This is a genomic window from Erythrobacter sp. (genome assembly GCF_024305245.1).
Lineage (GTDB): Bacteria > Pseudomonadota > Alphaproteobacteria > Sphingomonadales > Sphingomonadaceae > Erythrobacter.
In genome coordinates this window covers 287425-303710 of sequence record NZ_JAMWYX010000004.1, presented here as the reverse complement: position 1 = coordinate 303710, position 16286 = coordinate 287425, and the positions used below count along the sequence as shown (strand labels likewise).

14 protein-coding genes are annotated in these 16286 nt (G+C 66.6%); 11 read left to right on the top strand and 3 right to left on the bottom strand.

What is annotated here, in order from left to right; translation table 11 throughout:
• Positions 1-84: 84 nt before the first annotated feature.
• Genes Q0L48_RS08215 through Q0L48_RS08205 form a run of 3 tightly spaced genes read left to right on the top strand, consistent with a single transcriptional unit; the run spans position 85 to position 2900 of the window.
• The gene (locus tag Q0L48_RS08215) at positions 85-1710 is read left to right on the top strand and encodes a M28 family metallopeptidase (RefSeq protein WP_296719708.1); all 1626 of its coding nucleotides are present in this window, start codon (positions 85-87) and stop codon (positions 1708-1710) included.
• A gap of 18 nt (positions 1711-1728) precedes the next feature.
• A complete protein-coding gene (locus tag Q0L48_RS08210; RefSeq protein ID WP_296719495.1) occupies positions 1729-2718 on the top strand; it encodes an agmatine deiminase family protein in 990 nt (329 codons plus the stop codon).
• A 35-nt stretch (positions 2719-2753) separates the two neighbouring features.
• Positions 2754-2900 carry a hypothetical protein gene (locus tag Q0L48_RS08205; protein ID WP_296719494.1) on the top strand — a complete coding sequence of 49 codons (147 nt, stop codon included), beginning with the start codon at positions 2754-2756 and terminating at the stop codon, positions 2898-2900.
• 1 nt (position 2901) lies between these two features.
• Here the strand turns inward: Q0L48_RS08205 and Q0L48_RS08200 are convergent, their stop codons facing one another.
• Both Q0L48_RS08200 and thrS read right to left on the bottom strand, forming a co-directional pair.
• Complete coding sequence (locus Q0L48_RS08200; RefSeq protein ID WP_296719492.1) at positions 2902-3645, bottom strand: sulfite exporter TauE/SafE family protein; 744 nt, start codon at positions 3643-3645, stop codon at positions 2902-2904.
• Positions 3646-3656: 11 nt separating this feature from the next.
• Positions 3657-5642 carry a threonine--tRNA ligase gene (gene thrS / locus Q0L48_RS08195; RefSeq protein WP_296719490.1) on the bottom strand — a complete coding sequence of 662 codons (1986 nt, stop codon included), beginning with the start codon at positions 5640-5642 and terminating at the stop codon, positions 3657-3659.
• Positions 5643-5706: 64 nt separating this feature from the next.
• Here thrS and Q0L48_RS08190 point away from each other — a divergent pair, with 64 nt between their 5' ends.
• Genes Q0L48_RS08190 through Q0L48_RS08175 form a run of 4 tightly spaced genes read left to right on the top strand, consistent with a single transcriptional unit; the run spans position 5707 to position 6947 of the window.
• Positions 5707-5919: a hypothetical protein gene (locus Q0L48_RS08190; RefSeq protein ID WP_296719488.1), complete on the top strand. Its 213-nt coding sequence runs from the start codon at positions 5707-5709 to the stop codon at positions 5917-5919.
• Positions 5920-5956: 37 nt separating this feature from the next.
• The gene (locus Q0L48_RS08185; protein WP_296719485.1) at positions 5957-6133 is read left to right on the top strand and encodes a hypothetical protein; all 177 of its coding nucleotides are present in this window, start codon (positions 5957-5959) and stop codon (positions 6131-6133) included.
• Positions 6109-6759, top strand: a complete 651-nt coding sequence (locus Q0L48_RS08180) for a hypothetical protein (protein WP_296719483.1) — start codon at positions 6109-6111, stop codon at positions 6757-6759. Before Q0L48_RS08185 ends, Q0L48_RS08180 begins: the two co-directional genes overlap by 25 nt.
• On the top strand, positions 6756-6947 hold the full coding sequence (locus Q0L48_RS08175; RefSeq protein WP_296719481.1) for a helix-turn-helix transcriptional regulator: 192 nt from the start codon (positions 6756-6758) through the stop codon (positions 6945-6947). Before Q0L48_RS08180 ends, Q0L48_RS08175 begins: the two co-directional genes overlap by 4 nt.
• Here Q0L48_RS08175 and Q0L48_RS08170 read toward each other — a convergent pair.
• Positions 6944-8611 carry an alkaline phosphatase gene (locus Q0L48_RS08170; protein ID WP_296719478.1) on the bottom strand — a complete coding sequence of 556 codons (1668 nt, stop codon included), beginning with the start codon at positions 8609-8611 and terminating at the stop codon, positions 6944-6946. The two genes, Q0L48_RS08175 and Q0L48_RS08170, sit on opposite strands and share 4 nt — an antisense overlap.
• Positions 8612-8691: 80 nt before the next feature.
• On the opposite strand from Q0L48_RS08170, the gene Q0L48_RS08165 reads away from it, so the two are divergent.
• From Q0L48_RS08165 to Q0L48_RS08150, 4 genes are all read left to right on the top strand, one after another.
• Positions 8692-9438 (top strand): alpha/beta hydrolase, encoded by a 747-nt coding sequence (locus Q0L48_RS08165; RefSeq protein WP_296719476.1) that lies wholly within the window; start codon positions 8692-8694, stop codon positions 9436-9438.
• An 8-nt stretch (positions 9439-9446) separates the two neighbouring features.
• Positions 9447-10358: a tetratricopeptide repeat protein gene (locus Q0L48_RS08160; RefSeq protein WP_296719473.1), complete on the top strand. Its 912-nt coding sequence runs from the start codon at positions 9447-9449 to the stop codon at positions 10356-10358.
• Complete coding sequence (locus Q0L48_RS08155) at positions 10358-11353, top strand: LLM class flavin-dependent oxidoreductase (protein WP_296719472.1); 996 nt, start codon at positions 10358-10360, stop codon at positions 11351-11353. Before Q0L48_RS08160 ends, Q0L48_RS08155 begins: the two co-directional genes overlap by 1 nt.
• Positions 11354-11482: 129 nt before the next feature.
• On the top strand, positions 11483-16225 hold the full coding sequence (locus Q0L48_RS08150) for an NAD-glutamate dehydrogenase domain-containing protein (protein ID WP_296719470.1): 4743 nt from the start codon (positions 11483-11485) through the stop codon (positions 16223-16225).
• Positions 16226-16286: the final 61 nt, after the last annotated feature.

Here is a 16286-nt window from a genome sequence, read left to right as displayed (position 1 = left end):
GTCGGAATGACGAAACGGTTTGCGGCGTTTGGCGCGGTTGTGGCGGGCGCCTTGGCGCTGGCGGCTTGCGAGGCGGTTCCCGGCATGGGCGGGGGCGAGGCCGCGCTCGACATCCCCGACATCGAGCCGGTCACCATCTCCGAAGACACCATGAAGGATGTCACCCGCATCCTCTCCAGCGACGAATTCGAAGGCCGGATGCCCGGCACCATCGGCGAGGAAAAGACCATCGCGCTGCTGACCGAGCGGTTCGAAGCCGCAGGGTTGAAGCCCGGCAACGGCGATTCGTGGCTGCAGGAAGTGCCGCTGATCGAAATCACCGGCAAGAACTACGCCCCGCTCACCATCACCAATGGCGACACCGATCTGGTCTATGATTTCGGCGATGAATGGGTCGGCGTGACCTATCGCGAGGAAGCCAAGACCACGCTGGCGAACAGCGATCTGGTGTTCGTCGGCTACGGCATCAACGCGCCGGAGAAGGGCTGGAACGACTACGAAGGCGTCGACGTGAAGGGCAAGACGGTGGTGATCCTCGTCAATGATCCCGACTGGCAGACCGAAGCGCTGGAAGGCCCGTTCGGCGGCAAGGCGATGACCTATTACGGCCGCTGGAGCTACAAGTATGAAGAGGCCGCAAGGCAGGGCGCTGCGGGCGCGCTGATCGTGCATGACACCGCGCCTGCCAGCTATGGCTGGAACGTGGTCGAAAGTTCGTGGTCGGGCGCGCAGGCCTATGCCCAGCGCGGCGACAATGCGCCGCCGCTGACGCAGATGAACGGCTGGATCCAGAAAGAGGCCGCGCGCGAAGTGCTGAAGGCGGCGGGGCAGGATCTCGACGCACTCAGCGAAGCGGCCAAGCAGAAGGGTTTCGAGGCGGTGCCACTGGGCATGAGCGCATCGACCAGCTTCGAAAGCGATTTCCGCAGCTTCAAGTCGCACAATATCATCGGCATCCTGCCCGGCACCGAAGCGCCGGACGAATATGTGCTGCACACCGCGCACTGGGATCACCTCGGGCGCTGCAAGCCCGCGCCCGATGGCGACGACATCTGCAACGGCGCGGTCGACAATGCCACCGGCACTGCCGCGCTGGTCGCGCTGGCCGAAGCCCATGCCAAGGCGGGCGCGCCGCGCCGCAGCCTGGTGTTTCTCGCGGTAACGGCGGAGGAATCCGGGCTGCTGGGCGCCTATTACTACGCCGCGAACCCGGTCTATTCGCTGGCGCAGACCGTGGGCGGGATCAACATGGATGCGTTCCAGGTGGCGGGCCCTGCCAAGGATGTGACCGTGGTCGGCCCGGGCAAATCGCAGCTCGACGCCTTCCTCGACGCAGCGCTCAAGGCAGACGGGCGTGTGGCGACCGCCAATCCCAAGCCGGAAGCCGGATACTACTACCGTTCCGACCACTTCGCCTTCGCCAAGGAAGGCGTGCCGATGCTGTATATCGACGGCGGCGAGGATCTGCTTGAAGGCGGGCGCGAAGCCGGAGCTGCGGTCGCGGCCGCCTATACGGAGAACCGCTACCACGGCCCCAAGGACGAATATGATCCGAACTGGGACTGGTCGGGCGTGATGGCCGATCTGCAGCTGTTCTACCGCATCGGTCGCAGCATGGCGATGAGCACCAGCTGGCCGAACTGGAACGAAGGCGACGAGTTCCGGGGCGTGCGCGACGAGGCTTGCGCCGCGTCCGATACCGGCTGCTGAGCGCCAGGGGATCCGGCGATGACGGCGTTGATGCCGCCCGAATGGGCGCCGCAGGACTGGCTGTGGATCGGTTTCCCGCATCTGGCCGAGGAATGGCCGGGCTGGCTGGAACCGGCGCAGGAGCAGATGGCGGCGTTTGCCAATGCGGTGGCCGAAAGCGGGCAGGCCGTGCGGCTGCTGGTGCGCGACGAAGCCAACGAAGCGCGCGCCCGCCAGCTTGTCAGCGGCAAGGTCACGCTCGAACGGCGGGTCTATGGCGACGTCTGGCTGCGTGATACCGGGCCGCTGGTGGTGTTCGCAAACGACGAGCGGGCTGCGCGGCGGTTCGGCTTCAACGGCTGGGGCGGCAAGTATCTGATGCCGGGCGATCAGGAGATTGGCGCGGAACTGGCGCGCGATGCAGGGCTGGCGACTTCAACCTCGCCCATGATCCTCGAAGGCGGGGCGGTTGACGGCGACGGCACCGGGCTGGGCGCCACGACAGAACAATGCCTGCTCAACCCCAACCGCAATCCGCAGATGAACCGAGCCGGGATCGAGACGCAGCTTGCCGCGCAGCTCGGTTTCACCCGCGTGCTGTGGCTGGGCGATGGCCTCATCAATGATCACACCGATGGCCATGTCGACAATCTTGCGCGCTTCGTCGCGCCGAACAGGCTGGTGGTGCCCGAGGCGACCGGCAAAAACGATCCGAATGCCGCGATTTACGCCGATGCGACAGCCCGCGCCGAGGCGTTCGGGGTCGAAGTGGTGCGCATCCCCTCGCCCGGACGGATCGAGCGCGACGGGATCATCGAACCGGCCAGCTATGTGAACTTCGCGATCACGTCGCATCTGGTGGTGGTGCCGACCTTCGGCAGCCCCCACGATGCCGACGGCGTTGCCGCGATCGCCGCGCTATTCCCCGACCGGGACACGATCGGCCTGCCGGGCGAGGCAGTGCTGGCGGGCGGCGGCGGGTTTCACTGCGCCAGCCAGCAAATGCCCGCCGCGCCGCGCACCGCTTAATCTTTCGTTAGCATTCCGGAGCGATGGTGCGGATCATGAACCGCGCGATCGCCTTTGCCGTCCCCGTCGTCCGCTCTGCCGCTGCCTCCGGCCGCGCCGACCTGCTCGACCGGGCGCGTGGCATGATCGTGATCGGCTGCGCGGCGGCTCTGATCCTTGCGCGCCAGCCGCTGCCGTTCTGACCTAAAGCAGCCGCAGTAGCGCACCCAGCGCCGCGCCGCCCAGCACCAGCCCGATTGCCGCGCGCCACACCGGATCGCTGATCCGGCCCGACACCGCCAGCCCCAGCCGGTTGCCGATCAGGATCACCGGCAGCAACAGCAACGCGAACAGCGCAAGGTCCAGCCGCAGGATTTCGAGCCAGGTGGCGCTCGCCAGCCCTGCTGCGGCCGCGATTGTGAAGATCAGCAGCATCGAAGCCTTGATCGTGATGCGCGGCAGCGCGCGGCCCGCGTAATAGGGGACCACCGGCGGTCCGGGCATCCCGGCATAGCCGGTCATCAAACCGCTCAGCACCCCGACGCTGCCCGTCACCAGCCGCCCCGGCATACCCGACCCGCGCCGGGGTAGCAGGATCGCAAGGAAGGCGCTGAAGGCGATCAACGCAATCACCAGCCGTGCGACATCGGCGGTGGTGGAAAACAGCGCCCACAGGCCCAGCGGCGTGGTCAGCACGACAATACCGCCGATCACCCATGCGCTGCGCTCGGCCTCGCGCACCAGCATCCGCACTTCGGTGAGCCCGATCAGCAGCGACAGGCAATTGCCCAGCACCACTGCCTCGACCGGCGGCAACGCCAGCGCGAGGATCGGCACCAGCAGGATCGCCATGCCGAACCCGGTCAGCCCGCGCACGAAAGACGCGCCCAGCGCCGCGCCCAGCGCGACCGCAATCTGCAGCGCGGTGAACCCGCCGATCAGTTCCATTTGCGGTGCGTTCAGCCGCGCAGATCGGGCGGGGTCGCCTCGCTGCGCAGCATCGCGATGGCATCGGTCAGGCTCATCACCTTCTGATGCTCCGCGCCCAGCGTGCGCACCGCGACGGTGCCTTCCTCGGCCTCGCGCTTGCCGACCACCAGCAGGTGCGGAACCTTAGCGAGGCTGTGTTCGCGCACCTTGTAGTTGATCTTCTCGTTGCGCAGATCGGATTCGACCCGGATGCCCGCCGCCTTCAACTGCGCCTCGACATCGCGGGCGTAATCATCGGCTTCCGAAACGATGGTCGCCACCACTGCCTGCACCGGGGCGAGCCACGCGGGCATCCGCCCGGCGAAATGTTCGATCAGGATGCCGATGAAGCGTTCGTAGCTGCCGAAGATCGCGCGGTGCAGCATCACCGGGCGGTGCTTGTCGCCATCCTCGCCGATGTAATGCGCATCGAGCCGTTCGGGCAGCACGCGGTCGGACTGGATCGTGCCGACCTGCCAGGTGCGCCCGATCGCGTCGGTCAGGTGCCATTCGAGCTTTGGCGCATAGAACGCGCCTTCGCCGGGGAGTTCTTCCCACTCCAGCCCGTTCGCCGTCAGCGCATCGCGCAGTTCCTGTTCGGCCTTGTCCCAATCGGCGTCCGATCCGAACCGCTGATCGGGGCGCAGCGCCAGCTTGATGTCATAGGTGAAGCCGAAATCCTTGTAGACGCTATCGGCGAGCGCGAGGAAGTCCTGCACTTCGGCCACCACCTGCGCTTCGGTGCAGAAGATATGCGCATCGTCCTGCGTAAACTGGCGCACCCGCATCAGCCCGTGCAGCGCGCCGTGGGGCTCGTTACGGTGGCAGCAGCCCATCTCGCCCAGCCGGATCGGCAGGTCGCGGTAGGAGGTGATGCCCTGCTTGAAGACGAGCACGTGCGCCGGGCAGTTCATCGGCTTCAGCGCCATCCACTGCGCCTCGCCGCTGATCACCGGGCCTTCATCATCAACGTTCGGCACCTCGTCGGGGATCACGAACATGTTTTCGCGATACTTGCCCCAGTGGCCCGATTGCTCCCATTGGCGCGCGTCCATCACCTGCGGGGTCTTGATCTCGCGGTAGCCCGCGCCGTCCATCTTGCGGCGCATATAGGATTCCAGTTCGCGCCAGATGCGATAGCCCTTGGGGTGCCAGAACACGCTCCCGTGGGCTTCTTCCTGCAAGTGGAACAGGTCCATCTCGCGGCCCAGCTTGCGGTGGTCGCGCTTGGCGGCTTCCTCCAGCCGCGTGAGGTGAGCGTTCAACTGCTTCTTGTTGAGCCAGCCGGTGCCGTAGATGCGCGTCAGCTGCGCATTGTTCTGATCGCCGCGCCAGTATGCGCCTGCGACGCGCATCAGCTTGAAGGCATCGGGATCGAGTTTCCCGGTCGAAGGCAGGTGCGGGCCGCGGCACATGTCGAGCCAGTCTTCGCCCGACCAGTAGACGGTGAGTTCCTCGCCTTCGGGCAGTTCCTTGGCCCATTCCGCCTTGAAGGTCTCACCCTCGGCGGCCCACTTTGCGATCAGCGCCTCGCGGCTCCACACTTCGCGGCGCAGCGGCTTGTCGGCGCGGATGATGGCGCGCATCGCGTCTTCGATCGCGGGCAGATCATCCATGCTGAACGGCTCGCGGTCTTCGGGCGCCTTCACGTCGTAATAGAACCCGTCGTCGGTCGACGGGCCAAAGGTGATCTGCGTGCCGGGGAACAGCGCCTGCACCGCTTCGGCCAGCACGTGGGCATAATCGTGACGCGCCAGTTCGAGCGCATCGGCTTCGTCCCGCGACGTCACCAGCGCGAGGTTCGCATCGCCTTCGAAGGGCCGGGTCAGGTCGCGCAGCTCCCCGTCAACGCGCGCGGCGAGCGCCGCCTTGGCAAGGCCGGGGCCAATCGCAGCGGCGATATCCGCCGGGGTCGAACCGGGAGGCACTTCGCGCACCGATCCATCGGGCAGGCTGATCTTGAGCAGTTCGGTCATTGTTCGCAATTCCGTCTGGTTTGGCGCGCCTTAGGACAAGCAGAGGCGCACCGGAAGAGCGGTGTTGAACGAAGAACCGATTCGGGAAGAACACCGCGCCGCCCCGAACCGGGCGGCGGGTGGATGCTTAACGCACGCGCCGCCGCCCCCGGATAGTCCGGGTGGTAGTGGCAGTGGTGGTCAGCAGCTTGGCCATACGGGCGAAATAATCGCGCTGCAGGGCTTTGTCACGCGCAAGTTGATGGAAAGCACCCTTGACAAGGTGGCAGCAGAGTGACAAGCATACTTTCCATAAGTGAAAGGAGGCTTGTCTAATGACCAACATCGCCAAAGCCCTCCTGTGGGCCGCCGCCATCCTGATCGCCGCGCTGTTGCAATCGCGCGGGCTGATTGCCGAGGATACCGCAAAGCTGTTCATCTTCGTGCTGCCGATTCTGGCCGTGCTCTCGCTCCGGAGTGCAGGAACGTGCGTCCGGAGGTCGGCATCGTGACCGGCAGCACGGCAAACGCGGGGGTGCTCGGTCGCGGGCCGCTGTTCTGGAGCGGATTGTTTCTGGCGAGTTCCATTGCGCTCGGCTTGCTGGCTGCGACGGGCGCGATCGAAGGGCGGGAAACCGTTCTCGTGCTGGCGCTGGTCCCGCTTGCCCTGCTCGCAGCGGTGATCCGTGCAGCCCAGCTTTCGGTCCGGGCGAAACAGGGGACCAAAACGGAACGCGGGCTGGCGCAGGCGCGCTATATCAAGCGGGTTGCTGTGTTCACCTCGCTCTATCTGATCGCGGTCGCTTTGTTATCCTTCTTCGATGATCCCGCATCCGGGCCGCAACTGGTCCGTTTCCTCGTCGCCCTGCTGCCGGGGCTTGCGGTGATCGGCGTTTTCTGGGCCATCGGGCGCCTGATAGTCGAGGAGAAGGACGAGTTCCTGCGCATGCTGACCGTCCGCCAGTCCCTCATCGCCACCGCCGTCGCTCTGAGCGCCGCTTCAGTGTGGGGTTTCCTTGAAAGCGCCGATCTGGTGCCGCATGTCGATTCCTATTGGGTCGCGGCGGCCTGGTTTTTCGGTTTGATCGTGGGGGCAGTCGTAAACCGGATCCAGCACGGCACCTGGGGGAGCGCATGAACAACCGCCTGAAGGTGCTGCGGGCTGAGCGGGACTGGTCGCAGCAGGATCTGGCCGATCGCCTCGGCGTCAGCCGTCAGAGCGTCAACGCCATCGAAAAGGGCCGCTACGACCCCTCGCTCCCGCTGGCCTTCACCATCGCCGAACTGTTCGAACTACCGATCGAGGCGATCTTCAGCCGCGACTAGACCTCCAGCGCACCCGATCCCTTCGTGGTCGCGATCCGCTTCGTGCCCGCCAGCTTGGTCGAGCGTTGCTTGATAGTGCTGGTGAAGCGGTATTCGGTCACCGCCCGCGTCGGGGTCAGCTCCACCACCATGTAACCGCGCTGCGCCGTGTCAGCCCATTTCAGGTTCGCGTTGGTGCTGACCAGCGCGCTGGCGAGATCCTGCGGCGGCAGGAACGAAAGGTAGCTTTCGAAACCCGGCGAGCTGACCGAACACACGCCCAGCTCCACGCCCACCTTCGCGCCGTCCTGCGCCAGCTCGAACGCCCAGCCATTATGGGTATCGCCCGCCAGCACCAGCAGATTGGCATCGGCGGCCAGCGCCGCCTTGAACACACGCTCGCGCGCGGCGGGGTAACCGTCCCAAGCATCCATGTTGGCGGGCAGGCCGGTCCGGCTCGCCATCGCGGCCGCCGTCAGACGCTGGCGGATATAATCGGGCAGGGCATCGCCCAGCTGATCGACCAGACTGACCGGGGTGCGCAGGTTACCGATCAGCACCTGCTGCACCAGCACCTGCCACGCGGTTCCGCTGGCGGTGGAGGCGAACAGCCCGTTGGCCAGCCATTCTTCCTGCACCTGACCCAGCAGCTGGCGCTCAGGATCGGCCCATGCGCCGTCCTTGAACTTCGCCAAGGCCTCCATCGCGCCTTGCGGATTGGTCTGGCCTTCCAGAACCTTGCCCAGATCGAACTGCTGGTCGCGCCCTTCCAGCCGCGTGTCGAGCCGGAACAGGGTGGCGAGATCGCCAACCTGATAGGCGGCATAGGGCTCGTCCGACACCGGCATCCATTCGCGGTACACCCGCTTGGCGATGTCCTTGCGGACCTGCCATTCGCCTTCGGTATCGCTCTGGTGGTTCTGCGCGCCGTCCTTCCAGCTGTCGTTCGCGCTTTCGTGATCGTCCCACACCGCGATCATCGGCAGCACCTGATGCAGGCGCTGGAGATCGGGGTCGGCGCGGTAGGTGGCATAACGCAGGCGGTAATCGGTGAGCGTCACGATCTCGCTGGCCGGGGCCAGCATCCGCTCGCCATTGGCCTGCGTCGGATCGGGATAGGTGCCCGCGCCATATTCGTAGATGTAATCGCCCAGATGCACGGCAAGATCGGCGTCGTTCGCTTCGGCGGCATGGCCATAGGCGTTGAACCAGCCGAACCCGTAATTGGAGCAGGAAAACACCGCCAGCTTGAACGACGGGGTGCCCGCTTCGGGCAGGGTGCGGGTGCGGCCGGTGGCGGATGCGGTGCCATTCGGCGCGACGAAGCGATAGAAATACCAGCGCCCCGGCTGGAGTCCGGAGGCGATCCCCTTGGCACACCAGTCGCGGCTGTCGCTGGCGCGAACGCTGCCTTCGGCTACCGGCGCCGAGAAATCCTCGCTCTCGCTGACCTGCCATGCGAGGTCGACCGCCTGATCGGCGACATAGCGTGTCCACAACAGCACGCTGTTCGCGCCCGGCTCACCGCTGGCGACTCCGTGGGTAAACCCGCTGCCGAAGCTGCGCGCGGCCAGCGGGGTCGCCGCCATTGCCGCCGAAGCGCCTGCCAGAGTGAACAATCCGCGGCGGGTGAGCGCGGAAGGCGAAGCAGCCGGAAGACCGGCGAGCTGATCGGTTTTCATCATGGCTGCGCGCTTATCCCTGAACCGTTGCGGTGCTGTGACAGTGCTTGCACAGGCCCGCTTTCGCAAGGCATGGTGGTGCGATGAGTGAAGTTATGCATCACACGCTGTACGACGGCCGCCGGATTGCCTTCCGCTACACCCATGGGACCGGCCCGGCGCTGGTGTTCCTGCCCGGCTATATGTCCGACATGCAAGGCGGCAAGGCGACCGCGCTGTTCGCCGAGGCCGAGGCCAAGGGCCGCGCCTGCCTGCTGATGGACTATTCGGGCTGCGGGCAAAGCGCCGGGGAATTCGCCGACGGCACACTATCGCGCTGGCGTGACGAGGTGCTGGCGCTGATCGCCAGCTACGCGTCCGGGCCGGTGCTGCTGGTGGGGTCGTCGATGGGCGGCTGGCTGATGCTGCTGGTGGCGCAGCGACTGGGTGGGCGACTGGATGAGCGGCTGGCAGGCATGATCGGCATCGCGCCCGCGCCCGATTTCACCCGCTGGGGCTACACCGAAGCCCAGCGCGCGCAGCTGGCGGCGGGCGAGACCATTTACGAACCGAACCCCTACGGCCCCGAACCGACGCCAACCTATGCGAAGTTTTTTGCCGATGCCGAGTGCCATGTTCGGCTGGAGGGTGAAATCGACCTCGCCTGCCCGGTGCACCTGCTGCACGGGAAGTGCGATGCCGATGTGCCGTGGGAGATCAGCCTCCGCCTCAAACAGGCGCTGCGTTCGGACGACGTACAGGTGAGCCTGATAGATGACGGCGATCACCGCCTGTCGCGCCCCGGCGACGTCGAACTGCTCAAGGCCGTTGTGGCCGGATTTTACGGATAGATCGCAATATGTCCCTGCTCCTCGCCATGCTGCTACAGGTCGGCCCCGATCCCATGGGCGGGGGAATGCAGGGCGATGATCTGGTGCGCGATCGTCCGCCGCGCCCCGCCGCCGAACAGCCAGCCGAACCCGAAATGCTCAACCCCACCAGCGCGTGGTTGGTATCGTGTCTCGACCAGTTGGCGGAGGATCCTGCCCGCGCGCACACCACCGCGCAAATCCGCCGCAGCGAGACGACCGGGCCTGATCGGGTGCTGGCCAACCACTGCCTCGGCACGGCAGCGACCGAGCTGGGCCTGTGGGACGATGCCCGCGCCGCCTTCCTCGACGCGCGCGCGGAAACGCCCGCAGACGAAGCGCGCACCCGCGCCCGGTTCGCCTTGATGGCCGGCAATGCAGCCTTGGCGAGCGGGGATGCGCAAGGTGCGCTCGATCTGCTGGGGCAGGCGGCGGATGATGCGCGCGCTGCGCAATCCGCGCCGATGCAGGCACTGGCCGCGATCGACCGTGCGCGCGTGCTGGTGACGATGGGCCGCGGTGACGATGCGCTGGCCGCGCTCGACATGGCGACCACGCTGGCACCCGAACGCAGCGAAGGCTGGCTGCTCAAGGCGACCTTGCTGCGGCGGCTGGAGCGGCTGGACAAGGCGCAGGGCGCGATCGAACACGCGGCAGGACTCGCGCCAACCAACCCGGAAATCGGGCTGGAAGCCGGGGTGATTGCGGTGCTGGCCGGACGCGAGGATGCCGCGCGGCAAAGCTGGCAATCGGTGATCGACCTTGCGCCGGAAAGCCCGGTCGCGGCAACCGCGCGCGATTATCTCGCACAACTTGCCCCTCAGGACACTGCGCCGGAACCTGTCCCCGCGCCTGCGCCAGAACCCGAACCCGAAATCTTACCCCAACCGGAGCCGCGCTGATGACCGATTTTGCCGTGCTCGACCTTGTGCCCGTGCGTGAAGGCGGGACACTGACCGAGGCCTTCGCCGCCGCCACCGACCTCGCCCGCGCCGCCGAAGCTGCGGGAGCCAAGCGGTTCTGGGTGGCCGAACATCACGCGATGGACGGTATCGCAGGCGGAGCGACGTCGGTCGTGCTCGCGCATATCGGCAATGCCACCAGCCGCATCCGGATCGGTTCGGGCGGGATCATGCTGCCCAATCACACCCCGTTCCAGATTGCCGAACAATTCGGCACGCTGGACGCGCTGTTTCCGGGCCGCGTCGATCTGGGGCTGGGCCGCGCACCGGGCGCCGGGCCGGAATTGCAGCGCGCGCTGCGCAAGAATCTCAATCAGGCCGCCGAATACTTCCCGCAGGACGTGGTCGAACTGCGTGCACTGCTGACCGGCGACATCGACCTGCCGATCCACGCCACGCCGGGCCTCGGCGCGCATGTCGAATTGTGGATGCTCGGATCGAGCCTGTTCGGCGCGCAATTGGCCGCCAAGCTGGGCCTGCCCTACGCTTTTGCCGCGCATTTCGCGCCCGATCACCTCGATGCCGCGCTGGCGGTTTACCGCCGCGATTTCCAGCCGTCCGACGCGCTCGAAAAGCCGCATGTGATGGTGGCGATGAACGTCTTCGCCGCCGATACCGAGGCCGACGCCCGCTTGCTCGCATCGAGCCAGCAGCAAAGCTTCGTGCGGCTGCGCAGCGGCAATCCCGGCAAGCTGCCGCCTCCGATTGCCGATTATGCCGATACCCTGCCCGCCCCGGCGCAGGCGATGCTCGCCCATCTGGGGCAGGCGGCGGCAGTCGGCACGCCTGCGCAGGTGCGCCAGGCCATCGCCGCCTTCGTCCAGCGCACCGGTGCCGACGAGATCATGCTGTGCGGCGCGACCTATGACCCGGCGGCGCGCGTCCGCTCACTCGAACTCACGCTGGATGCCTGCGAAAACGCGTTGGCGGGATAATATCGGGTTATCATCGCGCTTGCGCGGGATGGGGGGAAGGGCGTATCGCTCCGAACACGATAACAACAATCCGGCATAATATAATTACTCGATAGTAATGCCGAAAAAGCAGGATGGCGGGAGCCGCTGATGGGACCGAAGACCGCTGGCAAAGCGCCGGAAAACAAGTTGCAGACTGCGCTTCAGGCGCATCTCCAAGCATCGCTGCTGCCCGGCGATGGCCCCTTCGAAAAGGCGGCGGTGAGCGAGGCGGCGGATTATCTGCTTGCTGCCGCGAACTCCCGCCCGACCAGCGCGCCGGTGGTGCAGATCGCATCGACCAGCGGCGAACGGCGCCACCTGCGCATCGCGGTCATCAATGACGACATGCCGTTTCTGGTCGATTCGGTCGCGTCCACCATCGCCGCGCAGGGGCTGGCGATCGACCGGCTGCTGCACCCGGTGGTGGCGGTCACGCGCGACGCGGACGGCGCGATTGTCGCGATCGGCAAGCCCGGTGGCAAGGCGACTGGCGGCACTGCAGCACCCGGATCGAACGAATCGCTGATCTATGTCGAAACCCCGCGGGTCGACGCCCGCCAGCGCCGCGAATTGCGCGAGGCGTTGCAGGCAACCCTGACCGATGTGCATGCCGCCGTCGCCGATTGGCCGCTGATGCAGGCCGCCATGACCACCGACGCAGCGCTTGCCGCCGCGCATGATCAGGAGGCGGCCGCGCTGCTCGGCTGGCTCAATGGCGGGATGCTGACGCAGCTCGGCCATCTCACCCGCCACCGCGACGGGCGCGAGGAGGCGGTACTCGGCATCTGCCGCGCTTCGGCGCGCGAATTGCTGGCCGAAGCCTCGCTTGCGCGGGCGTTCGAATGGTTCGACGGCGAAGATACCGCCGGAAACCCGCGCACGCTGCTGGTCATAAAGTCCAACGTGCAGTCCCGCGTTCACCGCGTCAGCCCGCTCGACCTGTTTATCGTGCCGCTGCGCGACGATCGGGGGAAGGTCACCGCGCTTTCGATCCATGCTGGGCTATGGACCAGCGCCGCGTTGAGCGCCCGCCCCAGCGAAGTACCGGTGCTGCGCCAGACGCTGGCCGAACTGACCGGCAAGCTCGGCTTCGACCGGGCGGGGCATAATGGAAAGGCGCTGGTGCATGCCTTCACCAGCCTGCCCAACGATCTGCTGATCGCCTTCGGGCGGACGCGGGTGACGGAACTCGCCACCACCAAGATGGCGCTGATCGACCGTCCGCGCCCGCGCGTGGTGATGGTGCAATCGACGCTGGAGCGGCACGTCTTCGCCTTCGTCTGGCTGCCGCGTGACCAGCTGTCCACCGATGTCCGGATGCAGATTCAGGCGATGTTGCTCGACGCGCCGGGTGCGGGCCTGCTCGACTGGAGCCTCGAGGTCGAAGGCAGCACGCTGGCGCTGCTGCGGTTCCTGATCGATGTGCGCGGCTGCGACAGCCTTGCCGATCCGGCAAAGATCGAAGCGCAACTGGTCGATCTGCTGCGCGGCTGGAACGAGGCGGTGGCAACCCATCTGGCAAAAGACGAGGATGCGGGCCGCGCCGCCGCAATCGCGGCGCGCTATGCCCCCGCTTTCCCGACCGGTTACCGCCTTGCCTACGGCGCGGCCGAGGCGGCGCGCGATATCGGGCGGCTGCGCACACTGGCCCTGACCGAGAGCGATGATCCCGCCGCCCCCGCCCGGCCCGACCGCGCGACCCGGCTTTACCGCCTCGACAGCGATGCCGCCGATAGCCTGCGGCTGAAGATCTATTGCGCGCGCGGCGGGCTGGCCTTGTCCGATGCCGTCCCCGCGCTGGAAAATTTCGGCTTTCGGGTCGATGCCGAACTGCCGACCTTGCTGACCGATCCGGCTTTGGGGTCGATCCATGATTTCATCCTGACCGTGCCTGCGAGGATGGATGCGGCAACGCTGCTCGACCGGGCTGCGCTGATCGAGCAGGCGATGGCCGATGTGCTCAACGCCGCAGCCGAGGACGATCCGTTCAATCGGCTGATCGCTGCCACCGGGCTCGCCCCGCGATCTGCGAACTGGCTGCGCGCGATCTATCGCTATCTGCGCCAGACCGGGGTCAGCTACACCATCTACACCGTGGTCGATGCACTGGTGGCGGCCCCGCAGGCGACGCGCGCGATGATCGATCTGTTCGCCGCGCGCCACGATCCGGCCTTCATCGGCGACCGCGAAGAAGCGATCGCCGCCGCGCAGGGCGCCTATGCGCGCGGCCTTTCCAAAGTCACCGCGATCAATGATGACCGGCTGCTGCGGCGCTATCGTGCGGTGATCGACGCGATCCTGCGCACCAACGCCTTTGCGCCCGCCGCTGCCGAAGCGCTGGCCTTCAAGATCGACAGTCACTGTGTCCCCGGCCTGCCCAAACCGCTGCCGTGGCGCGAAATCTTCGTCTATTCGCGCCGGGTCGAAGGCATTCACTTGCGTTCGGGCGCGGTGGCGCGCGGCGGGCTGCGCTGGTCCGACCGGCGCGACGATTTCCGCACCGAAGTGCTCGGCCTGATGAAGGCGCAGCGGGTCAAGAACGCGGTGATCGTGCCGACCGGGGCGAAGGGCGGGTTCTATCCCAAGCAGCTGCCGTCGCCGGCGATCGACCGCGAAGGCTGGGCCGCCGAAGGGCGCGCCAGTTACGAGGTGTTCATCCGCACCCTGCTGTCGATCACCGACAATATCGTCGATGGCCGGGTGGTGCATCCCGCCGCAGTCGAAGTGCTCGACGGCGAAGACCCCTATTTCGTGGTCGCCGCCGACAAGGGCACGGCAACATTCTCCGACATCGCGAACGGCATCGCGCAAAGCCGCGATTTCTGGCTCGACGATGCCTTCGCCAGCGGCGGTTCCAACGGATATGACCACAAGGCGATGGGCATCACCGCGCGCGGTGCGTGGGTCAGCGTCCAGCGGCATTTCCGCGAGATGGGGATCGATGTGCAATCGGATTCCATCACCGTCGCGGGCTGCGGCGATATGTCGGGCGATGTGTTCGGCAACGGGATGCTGCTGTCCCGGGCGCTGAAGCTGGTCGCGGCCTTCGATCACCGCCACATCTTCATCGACCCCGCGCCCGATCCGATGACGAGCTGGAAGGAACGCAAGCGGCTGTTCGAACTCCCCCGGTCGAGCTGGGAGGATTACGACGCGGCGTTGATTTCAAAGGGTGGCGGGGTGTTCTCGCGCGCGTCCAAACGCATCAAGCTGCCCAAGCAGGCGCGCGAACTGCTGGGCATTACGGAAAAGGAAATCGAACCCGATGCGCTGATTTCCGCGATTCTGCGCGCGCCTGTCGACCTGATGTGGTTCGGCGGGATCGGCAGCTATGTGAAGGCGCCGCAGGAAAACCACATCCAGGTCGGCGATCCGGCCAATGATGCCCTGCGCGTAGATGCCGACGAGGTGCGCGCGCGGGTGATCGGCGAGGGCGCGAACTTGGGCGTGACGCAGGCGGGGCGGATCGCGTTCTCGCTCAATGGAGGACGCATCAACACCGACTTCATCGACAATTCCGCCGGGGTCGATTGTTCGGACAACGAGGTCAACATCAAGATCGCGCTGGCCGCTGCGATGCGCGACGGCAAGCTGACCGAGAAGAAGCGCAACACGCTGCTCGCCGCGATGACCGACGAGGTCGCCGCCATCGTGCTGGAGGACAACCGCCTGCAGGCGCTGGCGCTGTCGATTGCCGAAGCGGGCGGCGACGGGGCGACGCCGGCCTATGTCCGGCTGATCGAACGGCTGGAGGAAATCAGCGATTTCGACCGCCGCACCGAAGGGCTGGCCGATGGCGAGGCTTTGCTGCGCCGCGCGGCTGACGGGCAAGGGCTGACCCGCCCCGAACTCGCGGTGCTGCTGTCGTCGGCCAAGCTGGCCTTGCAGGACGCGATCGAGGCGAGCGGGCTGGTCGATGATCCCGTGCTCGAACCGGTGCTGCTGGCGCGCTTCCCTTCGGCGATGCGCAAGAACTACGCCGCGCAGATCCGGGGCCACCGGCTGCGGCGCGAGATGATCGCGACCAGCCTGTCCAACCGCATCGTCAACCGGATGGGCATGGTGCATCCGTTCGAACTGGCCGAGGAAGAAGGCGTGGGCCTTGCCGATGTCGCCGCGGCATTCGTCGTGACCGAGCGATTGTTCGGGCTCGATGCGCTGTGGCGCGAACTGGATGCAGCCGACATCCCCGAAGCCGCGCGTCTTGCGCTGTTCGACCGGCTGGCCGCAGCGGTGGGCAACCTCATGTCCGACGTGCTGCGCACGGCCGCGGGCAAGGTGGCTACCGGAGCGATGGTGGCCGAACTGGGATCGGGCGTCGCTCTGCTGGCCGATGCCCGCGAAGAACTGCTCGCTGCCGAGCCGCGCGCGCGGTCACGCGAATTGCGCAGCAGCTTTGTCGCGGCCGGATCGCCCGATGCGCTCGCCGCAAGGGTCGCCAACCTGTTCGATTTCGATGGCGCGGTGGGGCTGGCGAAGCTGGCGCTGGAAACCGGGATCGATGCCAAGCTGCTGACCCATGCCTTCACCAGTATCGGCGGAAAGCTGGGTCTGGACTGGGCGCAGGGGATCGCTGCGCACATGTCGCCTTCGGATGTGTGGGACAGGTTGCTGGTGTCGGGCCTCGCCCGCGATTTCCAGCAGATGCGGCTCGAATTCCTGCGGCGGCTGATGCGGCGCAAGACCGGCAAGGACGATCCGCCGGGCGCGGTTGAGGAATGGTCGGCCCGCAACAGCCAGGCCGTGGCGCAATTCCGCGCAATGATCGCCCGGGCGCAGTCGCGTCCGCCCGTCAGACCAGCAATGCTCGCGCAGATCGCCAGCCAGGCGCGCAATCTGCTCGAACGGTAGCGGCTGATGGTGCAGTCAGGTTGACCCGGCGGGCGTTTGCGGCAAGTCAATGGCCGCATGA

What these genes read in the sequence shown, in the direction of transcription:
- Q0L48_RS08215 (WP_296719708.1), top strand. Translation starts at nt 85, where the DNA reads ATGGGCGGGGGCGAGGCCGCGCTCGACATCCCCGACATCGAGCCGGTC.
- Q0L48_RS08210 (WP_296719495.1), top strand. Translation starts at nt 1,729, where the DNA reads ATGACGGCGTTGATGCCGCCCGAATGGGCGCCGCAGGACTGGCTGTGG.
- Q0L48_RS08205 (WP_296719494.1), top strand. Translation starts at nt 2,754, where the DNA reads ATGAACCGCGCGATCGCCTTTGCCGTCCCCGTCGTCCGCTCTGCCGCT.
- Q0L48_RS08200 (WP_296719492.1), bottom strand. Translation starts at nt 3,645, where the DNA reads ATGGAACTGATCGGCGGGTTCACCGCGCTGCAGATTGCGGTCGCGCTG.
- thrS (WP_296719490.1), bottom strand. Translation starts at nt 5,642, where the DNA reads ATGACCGAACTGCTCAAGATCAGCCTGCCCGATGGATCGGTGCGCGAA.
- Q0L48_RS08185 (WP_296719485.1), top strand. Translation starts at nt 5,957, where the DNA reads ATGACCAACATCGCCAAAGCCCTCCTGTGGGCCGCCGCCATCCTGATC.
- Q0L48_RS08175 (WP_296719481.1), top strand. Translation starts at nt 6,756, where the DNA reads ATGAACAACCGCCTGAAGGTGCTGCGGGCTGAGCGGGACTGGTCGCAG.
- Q0L48_RS08170 (WP_296719478.1), bottom strand. Translation starts at nt 8,611, where the DNA reads ATGATGAAAACCGATCAGCTCGCCGGTCTTCCGGCTGCTTCGCCTTCC.
- Q0L48_RS08165 (WP_296719476.1), top strand. Translation starts at nt 8,692, where the DNA reads ATGAGTGAAGTTATGCATCACACGCTGTACGACGGCCGCCGGATTGCC.
- Q0L48_RS08160 (WP_296719473.1), top strand. Translation starts at nt 9,447, where the DNA reads ATGTCCCTGCTCCTCGCCATGCTGCTACAGGTCGGCCCCGATCCCATG.
- Q0L48_RS08155 (WP_296719472.1), top strand. Translation starts at nt 10,358, where the DNA reads ATGACCGATTTTGCCGTGCTCGACCTTGTGCCCGTGCGTGAAGGCGGG.
- Q0L48_RS08150 (WP_296719470.1), top strand. Translation starts at nt 11,483, where the DNA reads ATGGGACCGAAGACCGCTGGCAAAGCGCCGGAAAACAAGTTGCAGACT.